We start from the raw sequence: 16,916 nt of genomic DNA, 5'->3' as shown, positions 1-16,916 counted from the left end.
TCAGTCGAGCACCGAAGGGTCAGCGTCGATCATCAATTGCTTCATTTCTTCAAAGTGCTGGCGCGAGAAATCGGCAATGCCTTCCCAGCCCCGCGCGGTTTTTTCCGCCACTTCATCCGACAACACCCGCAACGGCTGCCCGGTGGACCAGGCGGTGACGAGGATCTGGCAGGCGCGTTCCAGGGTCCAGATATCGTCAAAGGCTTCGCCGATGGAACCCGCCGTGACCATCACGCCGTGGTTGCCCATCAGCAGCCGGCTCTTGCCATCCAGCAACCCGGCCAGGCGTGCGCCTTCGGCCTCGGTGTCGGCCATGCCGCCGTACAGTTCGTCCACCGCCACGCGGTTGAAATAGCGCGCGGTGTTCTGGTCGATCGGCGGGATATGCGGCTTGGCCAGGCACGCCACAGCCGTGGTGTAGACCGGGTGCAAATGCAGCACCGCGCGGGTCTGCGGCAGCAGGCGATGGATCTGCCCGTGAATCGACCAGGCGGTGGCGTCCACGTTTGGGTGATCGGCACAGGACGCATCGTCGGCGTTCAACAGCAGCAGGTCGCTGGCGCGAATGCGCGAGAAGTGCTTCCACTTCGGGTTGAGCAAAAACTGTTTGCCATCGGCCGACACGGCAGCGCTGAAGTGATTGGCCACTGCCTCATGCATGCCCAGGTGCGCGATGATGCGAAAGGTCGCCGCCAAGTCGATGCGCGTCTGTTCTTCGTGGGATAACGCCATGAATCGGTCTCCGCAGGGCGCGGCCGCACGGGTATGCGGCACGCGCTGATGGGTTTACTTCGGCATCAATGCCGCGATGTCGGCATCGGTGGGTGCCTGGAAGTTGTACTTCTTGAGCAAGGCGGCGTATTCCGGCGTGGCGCGGTATTTTTCCAGGCCCTCGATCAGGGCCTTTTTCACCGTGTCATTGCCCTTCTTCACGCCGAAGCCGTTGAGCACCGGGTAGATCAGGGTGTCGGAGGAAATCACCACGCGGCTGCCGAGTTTGTCGATCACGCCACGGGCCACGGCGGCGTCGGTGATCTGCGCTTCAACCGCGTGGGCCAGCAGGGCCTGGGTGGTTTGCGGGTCGGTGCTGTATTCGCTGATCTGGATCGGCTTCAAGCCTTTAGCCACGCAGTACTCGGTGGAAAGTTTGTTCATCTGCGCCAGCCAGGATGTGGCGCCCATGGAGCCGATCTTGTGGCCGCAGAACTCTTCCGGGGTCTTGGGCTGGAAGCTGCTGTCCTTAAGGGTCAGGATCGACTCGCCGCTCTTGAGGTAAGGGATCATGTCGATGACCTTGAGCCGCTCCGCCGTGATGTACATCGACGAGTTGGTCACATCGAAACGCCCGGCTTGCAGGCCGGTAATCAGGTTGGGGAACCGCGTGTCGAGGGTCTCGACCTTGCGCCCCATGACCTTGCCCAGGCCGTCCATGAACTCGATGTCAAAGCCTGCGGGCTTGTTGTTATCCATGTACTCATAGGGGAAGAACGTTACGTCGGAACCGGCGATGATCTTGCCGTCCTGCTGGAACGCCGAAGCCGCCAACGAAGTCATCGCAACCGCTGCGCCCAGCAGGCACACGGCAAGGGGACGAACACTTTTACGAAACGCTGTCATGGTGATTACCTGCAAGGTTTAGGGGGTTAGGCAGTGGCGCAATCTTGTCCCGCCTGTTGCACGAAGAACGAGGCGCCACGCGGCTTTTGCGGCAAGCGCATGTGGTTTTCGGTGGAACGCACCAAGCCGCTTTCTTCACCGGCCACCAGCAGGCCGGCATGTGCACTGGGCAGAGGGTTTTCGCCGAATGGCAGCGCGTCTTCAGCGGCATATACGCTGATGAAGAGGGTGCGCGGCAGTTCGGTCTCGTTGGGGCTGGAAGCATGCAAAAGACGGGTGTGCATGAAGCACACGGAGCCCGCGGGGCCGTAGCAGGCCACCGGTTGCTGGCAGTGTTCTTCGACGACCGCGTCGTCCACCGAGCCGGTGAACCGCTGGTGCTGCCAGTGCGACCACAACGGGCCCTTATGGCTGCCGGGGATCACGTTCAGCGGGCCGTTTTCCGGGGTCACTTCGCTGACCATCAGCAAGGCGGTGACGATGTCGTCGTTGCTGTGGGGCGTGAACAGGAAGTCCTGGTGCCACTTCACCTGGGTCGCGGTGTGGGGCAGTTTCGAGTTGATCTTGCTGTGGTGAAAGCGTGTGCCATGGGCGCCGATCAACTGCGCGGAAATCGCCGCCATGCGTGAGTGCAACGCTATGCGCTCATAGGCCGCTGAAATCTCGGTGGGCGAACTCACCCGGCGCAGCGACGGGTGATCGGCGCGGTGATCGCCCTCCAAGTCAAAGCGCTCGCGGCCATCGACGGTGGCACCCCAACCCTGCTCATGGCTGCGGCTTTCTTCGACCCACTGGTCGAAATCGTGTTGCAACGCGGCCACTTCCTCCGGCGACAACACGCCTTCGACCACCAAGAAACCGTCACGCTGGAATTGTTCGATGTGCGCTTGCTCGATCATTGTGTTTTTCCTGAACGTTGAGGGGGTCACGCCAGCGAGACGTCCTTGAGGAACGCCTCCACGCGTGGGTTGTGGCCGCTGCGCAAGGCGCCCGGCGTGTCGTCGCAGACCACGCGGCCCTTCTCCATGAACACGATGCGGTCGGAGACCTTGAAGGCGAAGTTCATCTCGTGGGTGACGATCACCATGGTGATGCCCTCCTCGGCCAGGGCTTCGATGACTTGCAGCACTTCGTTGACTTTCTCTGGATCGAGGGCCGAGGTGGGCTCGTCGAACAGCATGATCTGCGGGCGCATCATCAGGGCGCGGGCGATGGCCACGCGTTGCTGTTGGCCGCCGGACAGCTGGTGCGGGTACTTCCAGGCGTGATCGAGCATGCCGACCTTGTGCAGCAGCGCGTAGGCCTGTTGCTTGAGCTCGGAGGTCGCGCCCAGGCGATGGTATTTGGGCGCCATCAGCAGGTTGTCGAGTACGCTCAAATGCGGGAACAGGTTGAAGCTCTGGAACACCATGCCGATGTTCAGGCGGTGCTCGGCGTGCTCGATGTACTGGGGTTTCTGCGCGCCGACTTTGTTCAAGTGAATGAATGGCTGGCCATTGATCCTGATCTCGCCGTTGTCCAGTTGCTCAAGGCCATTGAGCAGGCGGATCAGCGTGGTTTTGCCAGAGCCGGAAGGGCCGATCACCGACACCACTTCACCGGGCTGGATCTGCAGGTTGACCGAGCCCAGCACCTCGATATCGTTGTAGGCCTTGTGCAGCCGCGCGGCCTGCAACGCAGGTTCGCCGTTGGTGGCCGGGCGCGCCAAGGCGGTGCGCTGTTGGGTGGCCAGGGCCAGCACCGCCGCATCGGGAACACGGGACACGTTGCGCTGGTTGACGTCGAGAAAGCGCTCCAGGCGTTTGAGCAGGAAGTCGAACACCGTGACGATGAACACGTAGAAGAACGCCACCGCCGCCATGGTCTCGATCACCAGGAAGTTCTGCGAATACAGGCGCTGGCCGACCATCAGGATCTCGGTCAGGGAAATCACCGACACCAACGAGGTGAGCTTGACGATGGAAATGTATTCGTTGGCCAGCGACGGCAACGCCACCCGCAACGCCTGGGGAATCACCACGCGCCATTGCGTGCCGAAGAACTTCAGGCCCAGTGCCCGCGCCGCTTCGCCCTGGCCCTTGGGAATCGAGAGCAGGCCACCGCGATGGATCTCGGCCACGTAGGCGGTCTCGCAGATCACCAGCGCCAGCAGGCCGGACCAGAACGGGTCGGCCAGGACCGCCGAGGTGCCGGGCAACGCTTGGGGCAGGTTGTAGATAAAGATCAGCAGCACCAGCAGCGGCAGGCTGCGGAACAGCCAGATGTAACCGCGCGCCGGCACGCTGAGCAGGCCATGCTTGGACTGCTTGGCCAGCGCCAGCAGAAAGCCCAGGCCGATGCTCAAGACCCAGGTCAGGGTGCTGAGCTTGATCACCGTCCACGTCGCACGCCAGAACTCGGCATCGCCCAGCAAGCCAAACATGTAATTCCAGTCGAATGTCATCGTCGCTGTGCCCTGAGAAGTTGATCTACATCGATGGGTTCAGAGTCGTGGGGGGAGGCACTTAGGGTCAATTCGTAAAAGCCGGGGCACTGGGTAGGCAGAACCTATGCAGCCCAGAAGGCTGTGTGTGACGAGCGGGCTTGCCCCGCGTTGGGCTGCGAAGCAGCCCCAAAAAGACCCGTTCGCCACTTTTTGGTGCGAACACCTGAGGAAATCAGCTCACCCCACTCAAGACCCGCACCGCATGCGGATCAAAAAAGCTCGGCGGCGCCATGCCGGGGATGTACTGGTCGGACACAAACATGCGGCAGCGCTCGGCAAACGCCGACACCACCCGCGACGGCTGCGTGTTGCAGGCAGTGGCGTAGCCCAAGCGCATCGGCCGGTGTGAACCGGCCAGGCGCAGGCGGATCACCCGTTTGCCGTCCTGGGACAGGTTCGATTTGGGCCGCGCATTCGCGAAGGAATAGCCGATGCCGTTGCCCACCATGGCGCGCACCGTTTCGAGGTTGGTGGAGCGCATGATGATGTTCGGCGTGGTGCCGGCCTGGATAAACAGGCTAAGGAAATAGTCGCGGCTCCACGGCGTGTCGAGCAGCACCACCGGGTAAGCCTCAAGGTCTTGCATGCTGACGGCCGGCGAGTTCGCCAGCGGGTGATACTCGCCGACCATCACATACGGCGGCAGCTGGGCCAGGGGCTGGAAGTCGATGTCCGGGCTGGTCACCAGGTCGTAGGTGAGGGCGATATCCAGCTCACCACTGCGCAGCTTTTCCAGCAGTTCCTCATGGTTGCCTTCGGCTTGCGTCAGCCGCACACCGGGAAACGCACGGCCGAAACCAAACACCAGTTCCGGCGTGATCATCGGCGCCAGCGACGCCAGGCAGCCGACCCGCAACGGCCCGCGCACGGTGTTCAAGGACTCCGAGGCGATGGTGTAGAGGTTGGTCATCTGCTCCAGGATCAGCTTGGCTTCCTGCATCACCAGGCGCCCTACCGCCGTGAGGGAAATGCCCTGGGCGTGGTGGCGGATAAACAGCTGGATGCCCAGTTCGGCCTCCATATGGGTGATCGCCGCCGAAATCGAAGGCGACGACACATGGATGCGTTCAGCGGCCGCACTGATGCTGCCCGCCTCTCCCGACGCAACGAAATACTCCAGTTGACGCTGAGTAATACGACTGAGCATCACGCCTGCCCCTCAACAATGACTGTACCGGGTGCGTTGCAGGGTTCGTGCCGGGTCACGCGCAAACCGATGACCTGCACGGGCTTCGGTTTTTCCTAAGCACTACCCCGCGCAAATGCTGGTTTCGTTGCAATCAGGCCGGTGTGAAGCTGGCTGCATCCCGTTTCCCACGAGTTGCCGTTATGCCGACCCACACTCGCATCCGCATGTTCAACACCCAACAGACCTACCCCAACCAGGCGCTGGACAATGACCTGTGCCAGGCCGTGCGCGCCGGCAACACCATCTATGTGCGCGGTCAGATCGGCACCGATTTCGACGGTAACCTGGTGGGCTTGGGCGACCCGCGCGCCCAGGCCGAACAGGCAATGAAGAACGTCAAGCAACTGCTGGAAGAGGCGGGTTCTGACCTGTCGCACATCGTGAAGACCACCACCTACCTGATCGACCCGCGCTACCGCGAGCCGGTGTACCAGGAAGTCGGCAAGTGGCTCAAAGGCGTATTCCCGATCTCGACCTGACTGGTGATCTCAGGCTTGGGCCAGCCGGAGTGGTTGATGGAAATCGACGTGATTGCGGTTGTGCCGGATGACTGGCAGCCCTGAATAACCTGGAGTACGCCATGACCCACTCTGTGTTTTTCCTCAACGGGCCCAACGCCAACCTCTACGGCCTGGACAAAACCGGCACCTATGGCAGCGAGAGCTTCTCCAACATCGAAGCCCGCTGCCAAGACCTCGCCGCGACATTGGGCCTGACCCTGGACTTTCGCCAGAGCAACCATGAAGGCGTGCTGGTGGACTGGATTCAAGAGGCACGCTTGAACGCCGACGCCATCGTGATCAACGCCGCCGGGCTCAGCTACAGCTCGGTGCCGATCCTGGATGCGCTGCTGGCCTTCGACGGCCCGATTCTCGAAGCGCACATGAGCAATATCTGGAAGCGCGAAAGCTTTCGGCACCACTCCTACGTGTCCAAGGCCGCCACCGGTGTGATCGCCGGGCTGGGGGCGCTGGGTTACCAACTGGCACTGACGGCCGTGGCCGAATTGCTGGACCAAACCGCCTAATGACTGTGCAGGAACCGCCTATGTCCGTCGAAAAAATCAACACCCTGGTCGTCGGCGCAGGCCAGGCCGGCGTCGCCATTAGCGAACACCTGTCGCTGATGGGCGTGCCGCACATCGTGCTGGAACGCCACCGCATCGCCGAACGCTGGCGCTCGGAGCGCTGGGATTCCCTGGTCGCCAACGGCCCGGCCTGGCATGACCGGTTTCCCGGCCTCACATTCGAGGGCATCTCGCCGGAAGCCTTTCCTCCCAAGGAACGCATGGCCGACTACTTCGAAGCCTACGTGGACAAGTTGCAGGCCCCCGTGCGCACCGGAGTAGAAGTACAGCAGGTAGAACGTCATGTGGGGCGACCCGGCTTCAAGGTGACGACATCGGACGGCGTGATCGAAGCCGCCAATGTGGTAGCAGCCACCGGCCCGTTCCAGCGCCCTTCCATCCCAAACATCGTTCCGACCACCGCGCCGCTGCACCAACTGCACTCGTCCAGCTACAAGAACCCCGGTCAACTCCCTGAAGGCGCTGTACTGGTCGTCGGCGCAGGGGCCTCCGGCTCACAAATCGCCGAAGAACTGCAAAAGGCCGGCAAGACCGTGTACCTCTCGGTGGGCGAACACTACCGCCCGCCCCGCGCCTATCGCGGCCGTGACTACTGTTGGTGGCTGGGTGCGTTGGGCCTGTGGGATGAAGTCAAAATCCAGCCGAAGAAAAAACACGTGGCCTTTGCAGTAAGTGGCTATGAAGGTGGCAAGACCGTCGACTTCCGCCGACTGGCCCACCAAGGGATTCACTTGGTGGGCGTCACCCAGGATTGGAAAGACGGCGTCATGACCTTCCAACCGGGCTTGGCCGGGAACGTGGCTGAAGGGGATCGCGCCTACTTTGATGTGCTGCGCGATGCAGACGCCTATATCGAGGCCAACGGCTTGCCGTTTCCGCCGGAGCCGCAAGCCTGGGAGTTGTTGCCAGATCCTGAGTGCCTGGTGAATCCGATGTTGAGCCTGGATCTGGCTGAAGCGGGCGTGACCACGATTCTCTGGGCCACTGGCTTCACGTTCGATTTCAGCTGGTTGAAGGTCGATGCATTCGATGAGAAAGGCGAGCCGTTCCACAAACGCGGGATCTCCGCGCAGAGCGGCATCTACTTCCTGGGGTTGCCGAATCTGGTAAACCGCGCATCGTCGTTTATCTATGGGGTTTGGCACGATGCGAAGTACGTGGCGGACCATATCGTGCTGCAGAACGAGTACAGGGCGTACGAAAAGCGCTGATCCCCCATCACTGCGAAGCCGTTTCTTCGGTTAAAGCCCTGTTTGTGTCAACATTGCGCACTGCGCCACTGCCCTGCCAAAGCTGCGCTATGCCCGGCCTCAATGGCCAATGGATTTACCTGGGAAACACCCCAAGGACGTCTCGATGCGAATCACCCTTTCTCTGCTTACGCTGGCCGTGGTTGGCAGCCTCCTCAACGGCTGTGCATCGACCTCGACGCCTCAGGCCCGTTATTTAAGTTCTGCGCAAAGCGTGGTCTCCGATCGAGCGGATATGGACTTCAAGGATGGCAACGTCTATTTCAAAGTGCCTCACAACGTGTCTTCCGCTACACAGTTCAGCGAAAGCCTGAACACCTGTGTTCAATTTCAGGTCGCTACTTACCAAAAGAATGGCCAGGGTGTGCAGGTCTTTCGCTCCCTGGGCTACACCGAAGCGCAAATCATCAATCAGGGCAGCCGCCTATGCATGGAAAGCAAAGGCTGGGCGCTCTACACAGTGGTCAACAACCAAGTGCAACACGTTGACCGCAGTGAGCGGGTTTATGCCGCCATGTCCGAGCGAGAGCTCGAACTCGCCCGCGACCTGCTTGTCGGTCAACGTGCGTGGTACCTCCAATATGCACCGCAGGTCCTGGCCGTCGGGGATTTAGGGAAATAAGTGAAGGGTCAAGGAGACGATAACGTGGCAACAGAAAAAACCAAGAAAGTGTTTTGGTATTCGGCGTGGGGTTTGCTGTTTGTTGGTTTGGCCGGCGTGCTGATAAAACAGGCCTTCGAAGAAACACCTGAGCCTAGTAAACCCAGCTACCTCAGCGACCTGATCATCCTGACCGCGCGAACGACGGCTCGTAATTGGATGGTCAACGAGGACATCAGGTTCGACCGGGCGGAAGCGGCTAACAGCCACGCGATAAAGTTCTATTACACGCTGGTCAATTACGATACCCAGCCCGATAGCTTTGACCTGGACGCGACATTCTCCGACATCACCCAGGTTGTTTGCGCCGCGCAGATGTCTAAAGGCTCGCCAATCCTCACGCTGGGCGGCACCTTGATTTATATTTTTGGCAGCAAAAACGAAAAAGAAGTCGGGCGGTTCGAAATCGACAAGCAGACCTGTGCTGGCTGACCGTGAAGGGGACGGATTGATTCGTCCCCTTTGTTGTTCTGCCGTTGCGCTGTCTTAACCGCGCTTGGGCAACTTCCAGTTCGGCCGGATAAAGTGGCAGGTGTATCCATTGGGAATCCGCTCCAGGTAATCCTGGTGCTCCGGTTCTGCCTCCCAAAATGGCCCCGCTGGCTCAATCTCGGTCACCACTCGGCCCGGCCATAACTTCGAAGCATCCACATCCGCTGCCGTATCCTCGGCCACGTCCCGTTGCTGCTCACTCAGGTAATAGATCGCCGAGCGATAACTCGGCCCACGATCATTGCCTTGTCGATTCGGTGTGCTCGGGTCGTGGATCTGGAAAAAGAACTCCAGAATCTGCCGATAACTGATTACCGCCGGGTCAAACACGATCTCGATGGCTTCCGCATGGTTGCCGTGGTTGCGGTAGGTGGCATTCGGCACATCGCCGCCGGTGTAGCCGACGCGGGTGTGCAGCACGCCGGGGTAACGCCGCAACAGGTCTTGCATGCCCCAGAAGCAGCCGCCGGCGAGGATGGCGGTTTCGGTTGGGTTGGTCATGGTCGGTTCTTCCGCGCAATGAATACAGGCAAGTTATGGGGCTGTATTGGCAAATACCAAGGGTAAAGGGGGGTACCCAGACGATCGGTTTCAGGTAATGATGCGCGACCAAAATCAAGGAAGATAACAACAATGAAAACCGCCTTGCGCGCCCTGCTTGTGTTTTGCCTGACCACGCCCGCCCTCGCGGCCGAAAGCCCCGTCGGCTTCAAAACCACCACCCTGCCCGACGCGCAGACCAGCCGCCCGCTGGAAATGGTGGTCTGGTATCCCGCTGCAAGCACCGCCAAACCCCAACTGATCGCCGACAACGGGGTGTTCATCGGCGCCCTCGCGGTGACAGATGCACCACCAGCTGCCGGTGAGCATCCTTTGGTCGTGCTCTCCCACGGCTACGGCGGTAATTGGGGCAAACAGGTGTGGTTGGCCAGTGCATTGGCGCACAAAGGGTACATCGTGGCGGCGGTCAATCACCCCGGCACCACCACCAAGGACCGTAGCCCGCAGGCCGCCGCTCAGTTATGGAAGCGCCCGGCCGACCTGAGTCGCGCCATTGACGCGGTCCTGGCCCAGCCCAAGCAATTTGGCGCGGTGGCAAACAATCGCATTGCCGCCGTCGGCCACTCCCTCGGCGGCTGGACCGTGCTGGAGATTGCCGGCGCACGCTTCGATCCCGACCTGTTCACCCAAGCCTGCAACGCACACCCCAAGCTCGGCGGTTGCATTGGCTACCATGAGATGAACCCCGCTGGCACGCCCGAAGGCAAAGCCCACCTGGCCGCTGACTTGAGCGACAAACGCGTCACCGCCATTGTGTCCCTGGACCTGGGCCTCGCACCTGGCTTCACCGACGCCAGTCTCGCCGCCCTTCCGGTGCCGGCTCTGGTGATTGCGGGTGGCGTGCCCACAGAGGACATGGACCCTAACCTGGAGTCCGCCGCGTTGGTCAAGCGCCTGCCCAAAGCCTCGACTCAGTACGTGGAGATCGGCGATGCCACTCACTTCACGTTCATGTCGATCTGCAAGCCGGGCGGCATGGAGTTGATTGAAGAAAGCTCGCCGGGCGATGGCATGATTTGCCGGGATGGTGAGGGCGCTCGGCCGAGGGCGCAAATCCAACAACAGGTAATAGAACTGATCACTGCGTTTCTGCGCCAATCGTCCAGCCATTGATCAATTATTCGAAACGTTAGTCACCCACGGAGCGCGACATGCAAGATAGCAAAGATTTAAAGGGGCTAAGCGGCTGGCTCATATTGGTCGGGATAGGTCTGTTCATCTCGATTATCCGCCTGAGCTTTAACCTCCTCACCATTTATTACCCGATTTTCACAAATGGCACATTCACCGCCGTCAGTACGCCGGGATTGCCCCTATATAGCCCACTGTGGGGGCCGATCCTGATTTCAGAAACGCTGATCAACGGATTGTTTGTGGCCACCTACGCTTATTTGGTCTATCTGTTCTTCACCAAGCATTACCTGTTCCCCAAGGTTTATATCGCCACGGTGATTGCATCGGTTGTGTTCGTGCCTCTTGATGCCTGGGCGTGCTCCTTCGTTCTGGTGGATAAACCCATCTTCGACAACGACACCGCAAAAGAAATGGCACGGGCATTGTTCGCCTTGTTTGTATGGGTGCCTTACATGCTGGTATCCAAACGGGTAAAGGCAACGTTTGTCATGCATAAGCCGCAGAGCGCTGACGCGCACGCGACCGTCACCTCTTGAACACGCATGGCTAACCCCAAGCACACCGCTTTCGCCTATCAAGCGGTGTATCGCTACCTCGTCGAGTTGATCGAGGTCAGCCCTGCGCAAACCGAGCAAAAACTGCCGTCGCTGCGCCAATTGGCGCAGCGCCTCGGCGTATCGGTGTCGACGACCAAGTACGCCTATTCGCTGCTGGAGGATGAAGGCCGAATCGTCGCCAAGCCCAAGCTGGGTTATTTCACCCTTTTGACGCCCGCGCCTCTGTCGACTGAACGCTCAGCTAATCTGCTCGATCAGGTCTTCGCCACCTCCCGCCAACCGGGCATGCTGGCCCTGAGCGCCGACGTCCCGGCCATCCTGCTGTCGCTGGAAAACCCGTTGCTGATGATCGAGCGGGAACTGGCCCGCCACTACCCGCGCGCCCTCACACCGCAGTATTTGCCCTTCGGCGAGCCCGAGTTGCGCGCGGCATTGGCCGAACGCTACACCCGTGCCACGGACAACTACTGGCAGGCCGATCAGGTGTACATCGGCGCAGACCTGCACAGCGTGCTGGAGCTATCGCTCAATGCTCTGGACCTGGCGGGCAGCGTGGCGCTGGTGGAGTCACCGTGTTCGTGGGCGATCCTGCGCCAGTTGCAGGCGGCGAACATCCGCGTGATCGAACTGCACCTCGACGCCGACGGCCGCTTCGACCTGCGCGTGCTCAATGAACTGCTCGAACGTGAGCCCATCCGCCTGGCGGTACTGTCATCCACCGTGAACATTCCCCACGGCAGCCGCATGCCGGCCGAGGATAAACAGCAGATCTGCCGGTGGCTGGCGGCACGGGCTATCTGGTTGTTCGAAAACGACACGTACGGCGACTTGTATTTCGCGACCCCGCCGGCGCGCTACCGTGACTTTGCCGATCCGCAGAAACTCTTGGTTTTCTCGACGTTCGACAAGGTGATCGGCTCGGAGGCCCCCTACGGTTATGTGCTGTGCCGTGGGTGTGGGCCGCAGTTGCAGCGTGTGTTCCTGGAGCGGGCGTTTCGCCTCTCACCGATCCGTCAGAAAGCGATCGCCAAGCTGTTCACGTCCAAGCGCATCGACGCGCACCTGCACAAACTGAGGGCCTTGTTGCACGACTGCATGACCCGCATGAAAGCCCTGCTGGACGAGTACGCCAATGGCGCGTTTGAGGGGACGATTCCACAGGGCGGCGCATGCTTCTGGCTTGAGGCCACGCACCCGGTCGACATGCCCCGGGTGTTCGAACGCCTGCTGGCCGAGCGCATCGTGATTGCCCCTGGTGAACTGTTCAGCCAGCAAGGCAGCTGGAAACAGCACCTGCGCCTGAGCTTCACCCTCGATTGGAGCAAGGATATTGCCCAGGCCGTCGAACAGTTGTCGCAGGCGGTTCGTCAGAGCCCGTAGCAGTGCCGCGCCTCAGGGAAACGGCCATGGCGCACGTCTTCGGCAAACCGCTCGCAGGCGTCGCGGATCACTGCTCCCACATCCGCGTACTGTTTGACGAAGCGCGGCAGGTGTTCACCGCCCAGGCCCAGCACATCTTCAGTGACCAGCACTTGGCCGTCGCAGGCCGGTGACGCGCCGATACCGATGGTGGGCATTTTTGAGTCGAGGGTGATCTGACGGGCCACACCTTCAGCCACGCCCTCAAGCACCAGGCTGAACGCACCCGCCTGCAGATTGGCCCGCGCGTCCTCGGCAATCCGCGCGCCGGTTTCGGCGGTGAGGCCCTGGGCCTTGAAGCCGCCCATCACATTGACGAACTGCGGCATCAGCCCCACATGCGCCATGACCGGAATTCCCCGCGCCACCAGGAACTCGACGGTCCCGGCCAAGGCCTGGTTGGCCTCCAGCTTCACCGCATCGCAGCCGGTGCGCGCCAACACCTGCGCGCAATTGCGAAAGGCCTGCTCGTTGGATTCCTGATAACTGCCAAACGGCATGTCGGCAATGACACACGCCAGGCGCGTGCTGTCGACCACAGCGCGGGTGTGGCCGATGATTTCTTCAAGCTGCATGCTCAAGGTCGAAGACCGGCCGTAACCGACCATGGCCGTGGAATCACCGATCAGGATGAAATCGACCCACGGGTCGATCAGCTTGGCGATGGTGCTGGAGTAGGCCGTCAGGGAAACGATCTTCTGCTGGCCCTTCATGGCGACCAATTGCGGGACGGTCAGGCGTTTGGTGCGGGTGTGGAGGCTCATCGAGTGTCTTCCGTTGTGCAGTGGAACACCCGATTATTGGCGAAAGGACAGGCGATTCAATGCACAGATCGGCGCTAAAAAGCGACCCAGTGGGCGAAGCTGGTATCATCCCGAGCCTGAACAACCCGGATAGAACCCCATGAACCGCCAGAAAAAACTCCAGCAGCTCTTCAAGGAAAAAGCCAAGAAGGCCAACGCCAAATTGGCGCCGAAGAAAAAGGATAAATACATCAGCAAGGCGGACCGGGAAAAGCTGGCGGCTGAAGCGGCTCAGGCGCCAGACAGTTCCGTTCAGGACTGACTCAGCAACCGCTTAACGCCACCTGCGGCCGCTCACCCGCGAAGAAAAACGGCCGCAACCGCACGCCCACGCTGTTACCAATGAACGCCGCCACCAGCCATACCCAGCCATGCAGGCTGCCCGAGGCGATGCCACTGAAGTACGCGCCGATGTTGCAGCCGTACGCCAGGCGTGAGCCGTAGCCGAGCAACAGGCCGCCGATCACCGCTGCCACCAGCGAACGCGCCGGAATCTTCAGGCTGGGGGCGAAACGCCCGGCCAGGCCGGCGGCCAACAGCGCGCCGAGGACGATGCCGATGTCCATCACGCTGGTGATGTCTTCCCACACCGGCGCAGCCAGCGCCTTGGCGTTGCCCGGCATCTGCCAGAACGCCCAACTGGCCACGTCCACACCCAGGCCGCTGGCAACTTTGGCGCCCCACAACGCAAACGCCGAGGTAATGCCCCATGGCCGACCCGCCAGTGCCAGGGTGGCGTAGTTGAGCAAGGCCAGGCCGATGGCGCCCCACACCAATGGCCACGGGCCGCGCACGAAGCGGCGCAGGCCTTGATGCTCGCTTTTCACCCCCTCTTCCAATTGACCATGACGAGCCTTCTCCAGCCGCACGGTCACCACTGCAATGATCGCAAACACCACCAGGCTCAGGCCCATCGCCGGCACCACGCCGAAGCTCTTGACGATGGACACCGCCGGGAAGGCCGGCAGCGCAAACCACCAGTCCACGTGGTGCGTAGCGATCAGCGAGCCACAGATAAAGAAGAACAACGTCACCAGCATGCGCGCATTGCCGCCGCCCACGGTGAACAGCGTGCCCGACGCACAGCCGCCGCCCAACTGCATGCCGATGCCAAAGATGAACGCCCCAAACACCACCGACACCCCGGCCGGCGCCACCAGCCCGACCACCGGCTGCCCAAACAAACTGCCCGCCCCCAATGCAGGGAAGAACAGCATCACCGCAATCGCCAGCATCACCATCTGCGCACGCAAGCCGGCGCCACGGCGATCATTGATGAACACGCGCCAGGCCGAGGTGAACCCGAAGGCCGCGTGATAGAGGGTCAAGCCGAGTGCCGCGCCGACCACCAGCAACAACACCTGGTGCGAGCCGACGCTGTTTTGCAGGAACAGGGCACCCAGCACCAGAATGATAAAGGCCACCAACGGCGCGACGGGCGTGCGCGCGGGAGCGAGAGGAACAGAGGTGTTCATGGGATATCTCGGTAGATTTGAATGGGCGCGAGTATAAACCCCAAGGCAAGACATTGTGGTGAGCGGGCTTGGTCAACTCCGCCCCACGGACCCCAACACCGGAAGATCCCCCAACAACCTGAGCCCGGTGCTCTTAACAAACGTCTCATAATCCATCGGTTTTTGAATGCGCGTCTCGGCATTGGGCAGCACATACGCCCAGGCACGTTTGCTGGAAGCGTCGTACACCAGCTTGAACAGGCGCGTCGGCACCCAGACCTTGTTGGCGCCGATGGTGCCGTAGCCAGGGTCGAACAGCGGGCCGGTAAACACGTACACATCGCCACCGGCGCGCAAGGCGAACTTGCGCACGTCAGCCTCGACCTTGCTCCAGATCTTGCGGTTGTTCGTGGGGTCCTGGGGCACCATGTTCGACAGCGCGAACGACTGCGCCATGGCGTTGGCATTCGGCGCGTCGGCGGCTGGGGATTGGTGGCCACGGTCCACGGCGGGATGCTGGGCGCGGTAGTCGCTCAACTCTGCACGGCCACCTTTGGGAATGCGCGGATCGGCGTAGAACTGGTTGGTGCGCTCCTCGCCCTTGGCGTCTTTCAGGAGTGCAGCGTTCAAGCGTTCGACCACCACCAAGGGCGTCTTGCTGGTTTGCGAGTAGAGCACGGCGAAATGGTCGGAACACAGGGCCAGGGGTTTCATTGCGGCCGGCACGGTGGCGGTCTTGATCGGGTCGGCGGGGAACAGGTCGGCGCAGCTGTCGAAGCTGAGCTGTTTTTCCTGCTTGGAATAGAGGTCCGGCAAGCTTCGGGCGTTGGCCCCAGAGGAAAGCAAAACAAGGGCGGTCAGCCCAACGGCAATTTTGCGTAGGTACATGCATTAAATCTTCGAAAGGAAGTGAAGCGACTGGCTCCGCCGAGCGGAGCCAAGTGGATGATATTGCGAGGATTATTGACTAACGAATGTCAGATTAGTGCCCGACCGCTGTAGGTTTTCCCGCATCCCGCGCGCCCGGCGTGAAGCCGTGGGCACTGGCCCCCCAGGCGATCACCAGTGATACGCCGATCAACACCAGCATGGCCCACGGAAACGACGCCACGCCCCAGGTGTCCAGCAACACGCCGCCGACCACACCGCTGCCGGCAATCGCGCTGTTCCACGCCACCACATTCAGCGACAGCGCCACGTCCGCGCCATCCCCCGCCGCATCGGCCAGGGCGGTCTGCAGCAGGGTCGCGGCGCCGCCGAAACTCAGGCCCCACACCGCTACGCCGAAATAGATCACCTCGGGCACATTGCCCAGAAAACCGAACACCAGGCTTATCGCCGCGAAGGTCACCAGGCTCACCAGCACGGTCTGGCGCAGCAGTGGCTCGACCAACTTGGCCGTGAGCCAGATCCCCGCCAACGCGGCCACCCCGAACACCAACAGCACCAGGTCAACCCGCTCTGCCAATCCGGCAGGCGCTACGAACGGCGCGATGTAGGTGTAGAGAATGTTGTGCGCCAGCATCCAGCTGATCACCACCGCCAGCACCGGCCGCACGCCCGGCGTGGTCAACACTTTGCCCAGGGACAGCCGTTGGTGCGCCGGTTGAGGCGCGTAGTCCGGGACTTTCACCAGCACCCACGCAATCAGCACCAGGCTTGCCGCCGACATCAGGCCAAAGGTCGTGCGCCACCCCACCAGCCCACCCAGCCATGTGCCCAACGGCACACCCAACGACAACGCAATCGGTGTACCGACCATCGCCAGCGCGAGTGCCTTGCCCTGTTGGTGTGGCGCAACCATGCGCCGGGCGTAACCGGCCAGCAGGCTCCAGGCCAACCCCGCCGCCACACCGGCAAAGAACCGCGCCACCAGTGTCACGCCGTAGTGAGACGACAACGCGGTGATCGAGTTGAACAGCAAAAAGCCGACGATGGTCAGCAGCAACACATTGCGCCGCCGCCAGCCACGGGTGGCGATGGTCATGGGGATCACTGCCAGCACCGAGCCCAACGCATAGGCCGTGACCATCTGCCCGGCCATCGACGGCGAAATCGCCAATCCTTCGCTGATCAACGGCAACAGGCCCGCCGGCAGGGTTTCGGTGACGATGCAGATGAAGCCGGTCATGGCCAGGGCGAGCAAAGCGCCGATGGGCAAGCGGTCGGATGACGCCGATAACGTAAGTGAGGGTGTCACGGGAAAC

At 61.4% G+C, this 16,916-nt stretch carries 18 protein-coding genes and 1 pseudogene; 9 read left to right on the top strand and 10 right to left on the bottom strand.

Annotation, left to right across the window (positions count from 1 at the left end; all coding sequences use genetic code 11):
* The 5 genes from H096_RS19655 to H096_RS19635 all read right to left on the bottom strand — a co-directional run bounded on the left by H096_RS19655 (window position 1) and on the right by H096_RS19635 (window position 5,249).
* Window positions 1–732 (bottom strand): class II aldolase and adducin N-terminal domain-containing protein, encoded by a 732-nt coding sequence (locus H096_RS19655; protein ID WP_033901027.1) that lies wholly within the window; start codon window positions 730–732, stop codon window positions 1–3.
* Between the two features lie 54 nt (window positions 733–786).
* Complete coding sequence (locus H096_RS19650) at window positions 787–1,617, bottom strand: ABC transporter substrate-binding protein (protein WP_033901024.1); 831 nt, start codon at window positions 1,615–1,617, stop codon at window positions 787–789.
* A 26-nt stretch (window positions 1,618–1,643) separates the two neighbouring features.
* A complete protein-coding gene (locus H096_RS19645) occupies window positions 1,644–2,516 on the bottom strand; it encodes a phytanoyl-CoA dioxygenase family protein (RefSeq protein ID WP_033901023.1) in 873 nt (290 codons plus the stop codon).
* Between the two features lie 26 nt (window positions 2,517–2,542).
* A complete protein-coding gene (locus tag H096_RS19640) occupies window positions 2,543–4,060 on the bottom strand; it encodes an amino acid ABC transporter permease/ATP-binding protein (protein WP_033901021.1) in 1,518 nt (505 codons plus the stop codon).
* A gap of 214 nt (window positions 4,061–4,274) precedes the next feature.
* Window positions 4,275–5,249 carry a LysR family transcriptional regulator gene (locus tag H096_RS19635; RefSeq protein ID WP_033901019.1) on the bottom strand — a complete coding sequence of 325 codons (975 nt, stop codon included), beginning with the start codon at window positions 5,247–5,249 and terminating at the stop codon, window positions 4,275–4,277.
* Window positions 5,250–5,431: 182 nt separating this feature from the next.
* On the opposite strand from H096_RS19635, the pseudogene H096_RS19630 reads away from it, so the two are divergent.
* The 5 genes and pseudogenes from H096_RS19630 (at window position 5,432) to H096_RS19610 (ending at window position 8,721) form a co-directional block, all read left to right on the top strand.
* A pseudogene (locus H096_RS19630) lies at window positions 5,432–5,854 on the top strand (RidA family protein).
* Window positions 5,855–5,871: 17 nt separating this feature from the next.
* Complete coding sequence (locus tag H096_RS19625) at window positions 5,872–6,318, top strand: type II 3-dehydroquinate dehydratase (protein ID WP_033901017.1); 447 nt, start codon at window positions 5,872–5,874, stop codon at window positions 6,316–6,318.
* 20 nt (window positions 6,319–6,338) lie between these two features.
* The gene (locus tag H096_RS19620) at window positions 6,339–7,589 is read left to right on the top strand and encodes an NAD(P)/FAD-dependent oxidoreductase (protein ID WP_033901015.1); all 1,251 of its coding nucleotides are present in this window, start codon (window positions 6,339–6,341) and stop codon (window positions 7,587–7,589) included.
* A gap of 145 nt (window positions 7,590–7,734) precedes the next feature.
* Window positions 7,735–8,250, top strand: a complete 516-nt coding sequence (locus H096_RS19615; protein ID WP_156717502.1) for a hypothetical protein — start codon at window positions 7,735–7,737, stop codon at window positions 8,248–8,250.
* Between the two features lie 24 nt (window positions 8,251–8,274).
* On the top strand, window positions 8,275–8,721 hold the full coding sequence (locus tag H096_RS19610; protein ID WP_033901011.1) for a hypothetical protein: 447 nt from the start codon (window positions 8,275–8,277) through the stop codon (window positions 8,719–8,721).
* A 54-nt stretch (window positions 8,722–8,775) separates the two neighbouring features.
* On the opposite strand, the gene msrA is transcribed toward H096_RS19610, so the two are convergent.
* Complete coding sequence (gene msrA / locus H096_RS19605) at window positions 8,776–9,282, bottom strand: peptide-methionine (S)-S-oxide reductase MsrA (RefSeq protein ID WP_033901009.1); 507 nt, start codon at window positions 9,280–9,282, stop codon at window positions 8,776–8,778.
* Between the two features lie 132 nt (window positions 9,283–9,414).
* On the opposite strand from msrA, the gene H096_RS19600 reads away from it, so the two are divergent.
* From H096_RS19600 to H096_RS19590, 3 genes are read left to right on the top strand one after another with little or no spacing between them, the layout of a single operon-like run.
* Window positions 9,415–10,455: an alpha/beta fold hydrolase gene (locus H096_RS19600; RefSeq protein WP_033901007.1), complete on the top strand. Its 1,041-nt coding sequence runs from the start codon at window positions 9,415–9,417 to the stop codon at window positions 10,453–10,455.
* Between the two features lie 38 nt (window positions 10,456–10,493).
* Window positions 10,494–11,012, top strand: a complete 519-nt coding sequence (locus H096_RS19595) for a DUF2569 domain-containing protein (RefSeq protein ID WP_033901006.1) — start codon at window positions 10,494–10,496, stop codon at window positions 11,010–11,012.
* 6 nt (window positions 11,013–11,018) lie between these two features.
* Window positions 11,019–12,413, top strand: coding sequence for a PLP-dependent aminotransferase family protein (locus H096_RS19590; protein ID WP_033901004.1), 1,395 nt, complete (start codon window positions 11,019–11,021; stop codon window positions 12,411–12,413).
* On the opposite strand, the gene panB is transcribed toward H096_RS19590, so the two are convergent.
* Complete coding sequence (gene panB, locus H096_RS19585; protein WP_033901002.1) at window positions 12,401–13,216, bottom strand: 3-methyl-2-oxobutanoate hydroxymethyltransferase; 816 nt, start codon at window positions 13,214–13,216, stop codon at window positions 12,401–12,403. The genes H096_RS19590 and panB overlap by 13 nt on opposite strands.
* A 139-nt stretch (window positions 13,217–13,355) precedes the next feature.
* On the opposite strand from panB, the gene H096_RS33410 reads away from it, so the two are divergent.
* Window positions 13,356–13,517, top strand: coding sequence for a DUF2986 domain-containing protein (locus H096_RS33410; RefSeq protein ID WP_080642368.1), 162 nt, complete (start codon window positions 13,356–13,358; stop codon window positions 13,515–13,517).
* Window position 13,518: 1 nt separating this feature from the next.
* Here the strand turns inward: H096_RS33410 and H096_RS19580 are convergent, their stop codons facing one another.
* The 3 genes from H096_RS19580 to H096_RS19570 all read right to left on the bottom strand — a co-directional run bounded on the left by H096_RS19580 (window position 13,519) and on the right by H096_RS19570 (window position 16,909).
* Window positions 13,519–14,730: a YeeE/YedE family protein gene (locus H096_RS19580; protein WP_033900999.1), complete on the bottom strand. Its 1,212-nt coding sequence runs from the start codon at window positions 14,728–14,730 to the stop codon at window positions 13,519–13,521.
* Window positions 14,731–14,802: 72 nt separating this feature from the next.
* Window positions 14,803–15,597 (bottom strand): DNA/RNA non-specific endonuclease, encoded by a 795-nt coding sequence (locus H096_RS19575; protein ID WP_033900997.1) that lies wholly within the window; start codon window positions 15,595–15,597, stop codon window positions 14,803–14,805.
* 94 nt (window positions 15,598–15,691) lie between these two features.
* Window positions 15,692–16,909: an MFS transporter gene (locus tag H096_RS19570; protein ID WP_033900996.1), complete on the bottom strand. Its 1,218-nt coding sequence runs from the start codon at window positions 16,907–16,909 to the stop codon at window positions 15,692–15,694.
* Between the last annotated feature and the right edge of the window lie 7 nt (window positions 16,910–16,916).

It is taken from the genome of Pseudomonas sp. FH1 (assembly GCF_000510895.2).
In the GTDB taxonomy this organism is placed as follows: Bacteria; Pseudomonadota; Gammaproteobacteria; order Pseudomonadales; family Pseudomonadaceae; genus Aquipseudomonas; species Aquipseudomonas azotoformans_A.
This window is presented reverse-complemented; position numbering and strand designations above follow the sequence as displayed.

Bases quoted from the DNA above. Each gene is read 5' to 3' on its own strand.
- H096_RS19645 (WP_033901023.1), bottom strand. From the start codon at position 2,516: ATGATCGAGCAAGCGCACATCGAACAATTCCAGCGTGACGGTTTCTTG.
- H096_RS19580 (WP_033900999.1), bottom strand. From the start codon at position 14,730: ATGAACACCTCTGTTCCTCTCGCTCCCGCGCGCACGCCCGTCGCGCCG.
- H096_RS19655 (WP_033901027.1), bottom strand. From the start codon at position 732: ATGGCGTTATCCCACGAAGAACAGACGCGCATCGACTTGGCGGCGACC.
- H096_RS19575 (WP_033900997.1), bottom strand. From the start codon at position 15,597: ATGTACCTACGCAAAATTGCCGTTGGGCTGACCGCCCTTGTTTTGCTT.
- H096_RS19600 (WP_033901007.1), top strand. From the start codon at position 9,415: ATGAAAACCGCCTTGCGCGCCCTGCTTGTGTTTTGCCTGACCACGCCC.
- H096_RS19595 (WP_033901006.1), top strand. From the start codon at position 10,494: ATGCAAGATAGCAAAGATTTAAAGGGGCTAAGCGGCTGGCTCATATTG.
- H096_RS19640 (WP_033901021.1), bottom strand. From the start codon at position 4,060: ATGACATTCGACTGGAATTACATGTTTGGCTTGCTGGGCGATGCCGAG.
- msrA (WP_033901009.1), bottom strand. From the start codon at position 9,282: ATGACCAACCCAACCGAAACCGCCATCCTCGCCGGCGGCTGCTTCTGG.
- H096_RS19590 (WP_033901004.1), top strand. From the start codon at position 11,019: ATGGCTAACCCCAAGCACACCGCTTTCGCCTATCAAGCGGTGTATCGC.
- H096_RS19620 (WP_033901015.1), top strand. From the start codon at position 6,339: ATGTCCGTCGAAAAAATCAACACCCTGGTCGTCGGCGCAGGCCAGGCC.
- H096_RS19635 (WP_033901019.1), bottom strand. From the start codon at position 5,249: ATGCTCAGTCGTATTACTCAGCGTCAACTGGAGTATTTCGTTGCGTCG.
- H096_RS19625 (WP_033901017.1), top strand. From the start codon at position 5,872: ATGACCCACTCTGTGTTTTTCCTCAACGGGCCCAACGCCAACCTCTAC.
- panB (WP_033901002.1), bottom strand. From the start codon at position 13,216: ATGAGCCTCCACACCCGCACCAAACGCCTGACCGTCCCGCAATTGGTC.
- H096_RS33410 (WP_080642368.1), top strand. From the start codon at position 13,356: ATGAACCGCCAGAAAAAACTCCAGCAGCTCTTCAAGGAAAAAGCCAAG.
- H096_RS19650 (WP_033901024.1), bottom strand. From the start codon at position 1,617: ATGACAGCGTTTCGTAAAAGTGTTCGTCCCCTTGCCGTGTGCCTGCTG.
- H096_RS19615 (WP_156717502.1), top strand. From the start codon at position 7,735: ATGCGAATCACCCTTTCTCTGCTTACGCTGGCCGTGGTTGGCAGCCTC.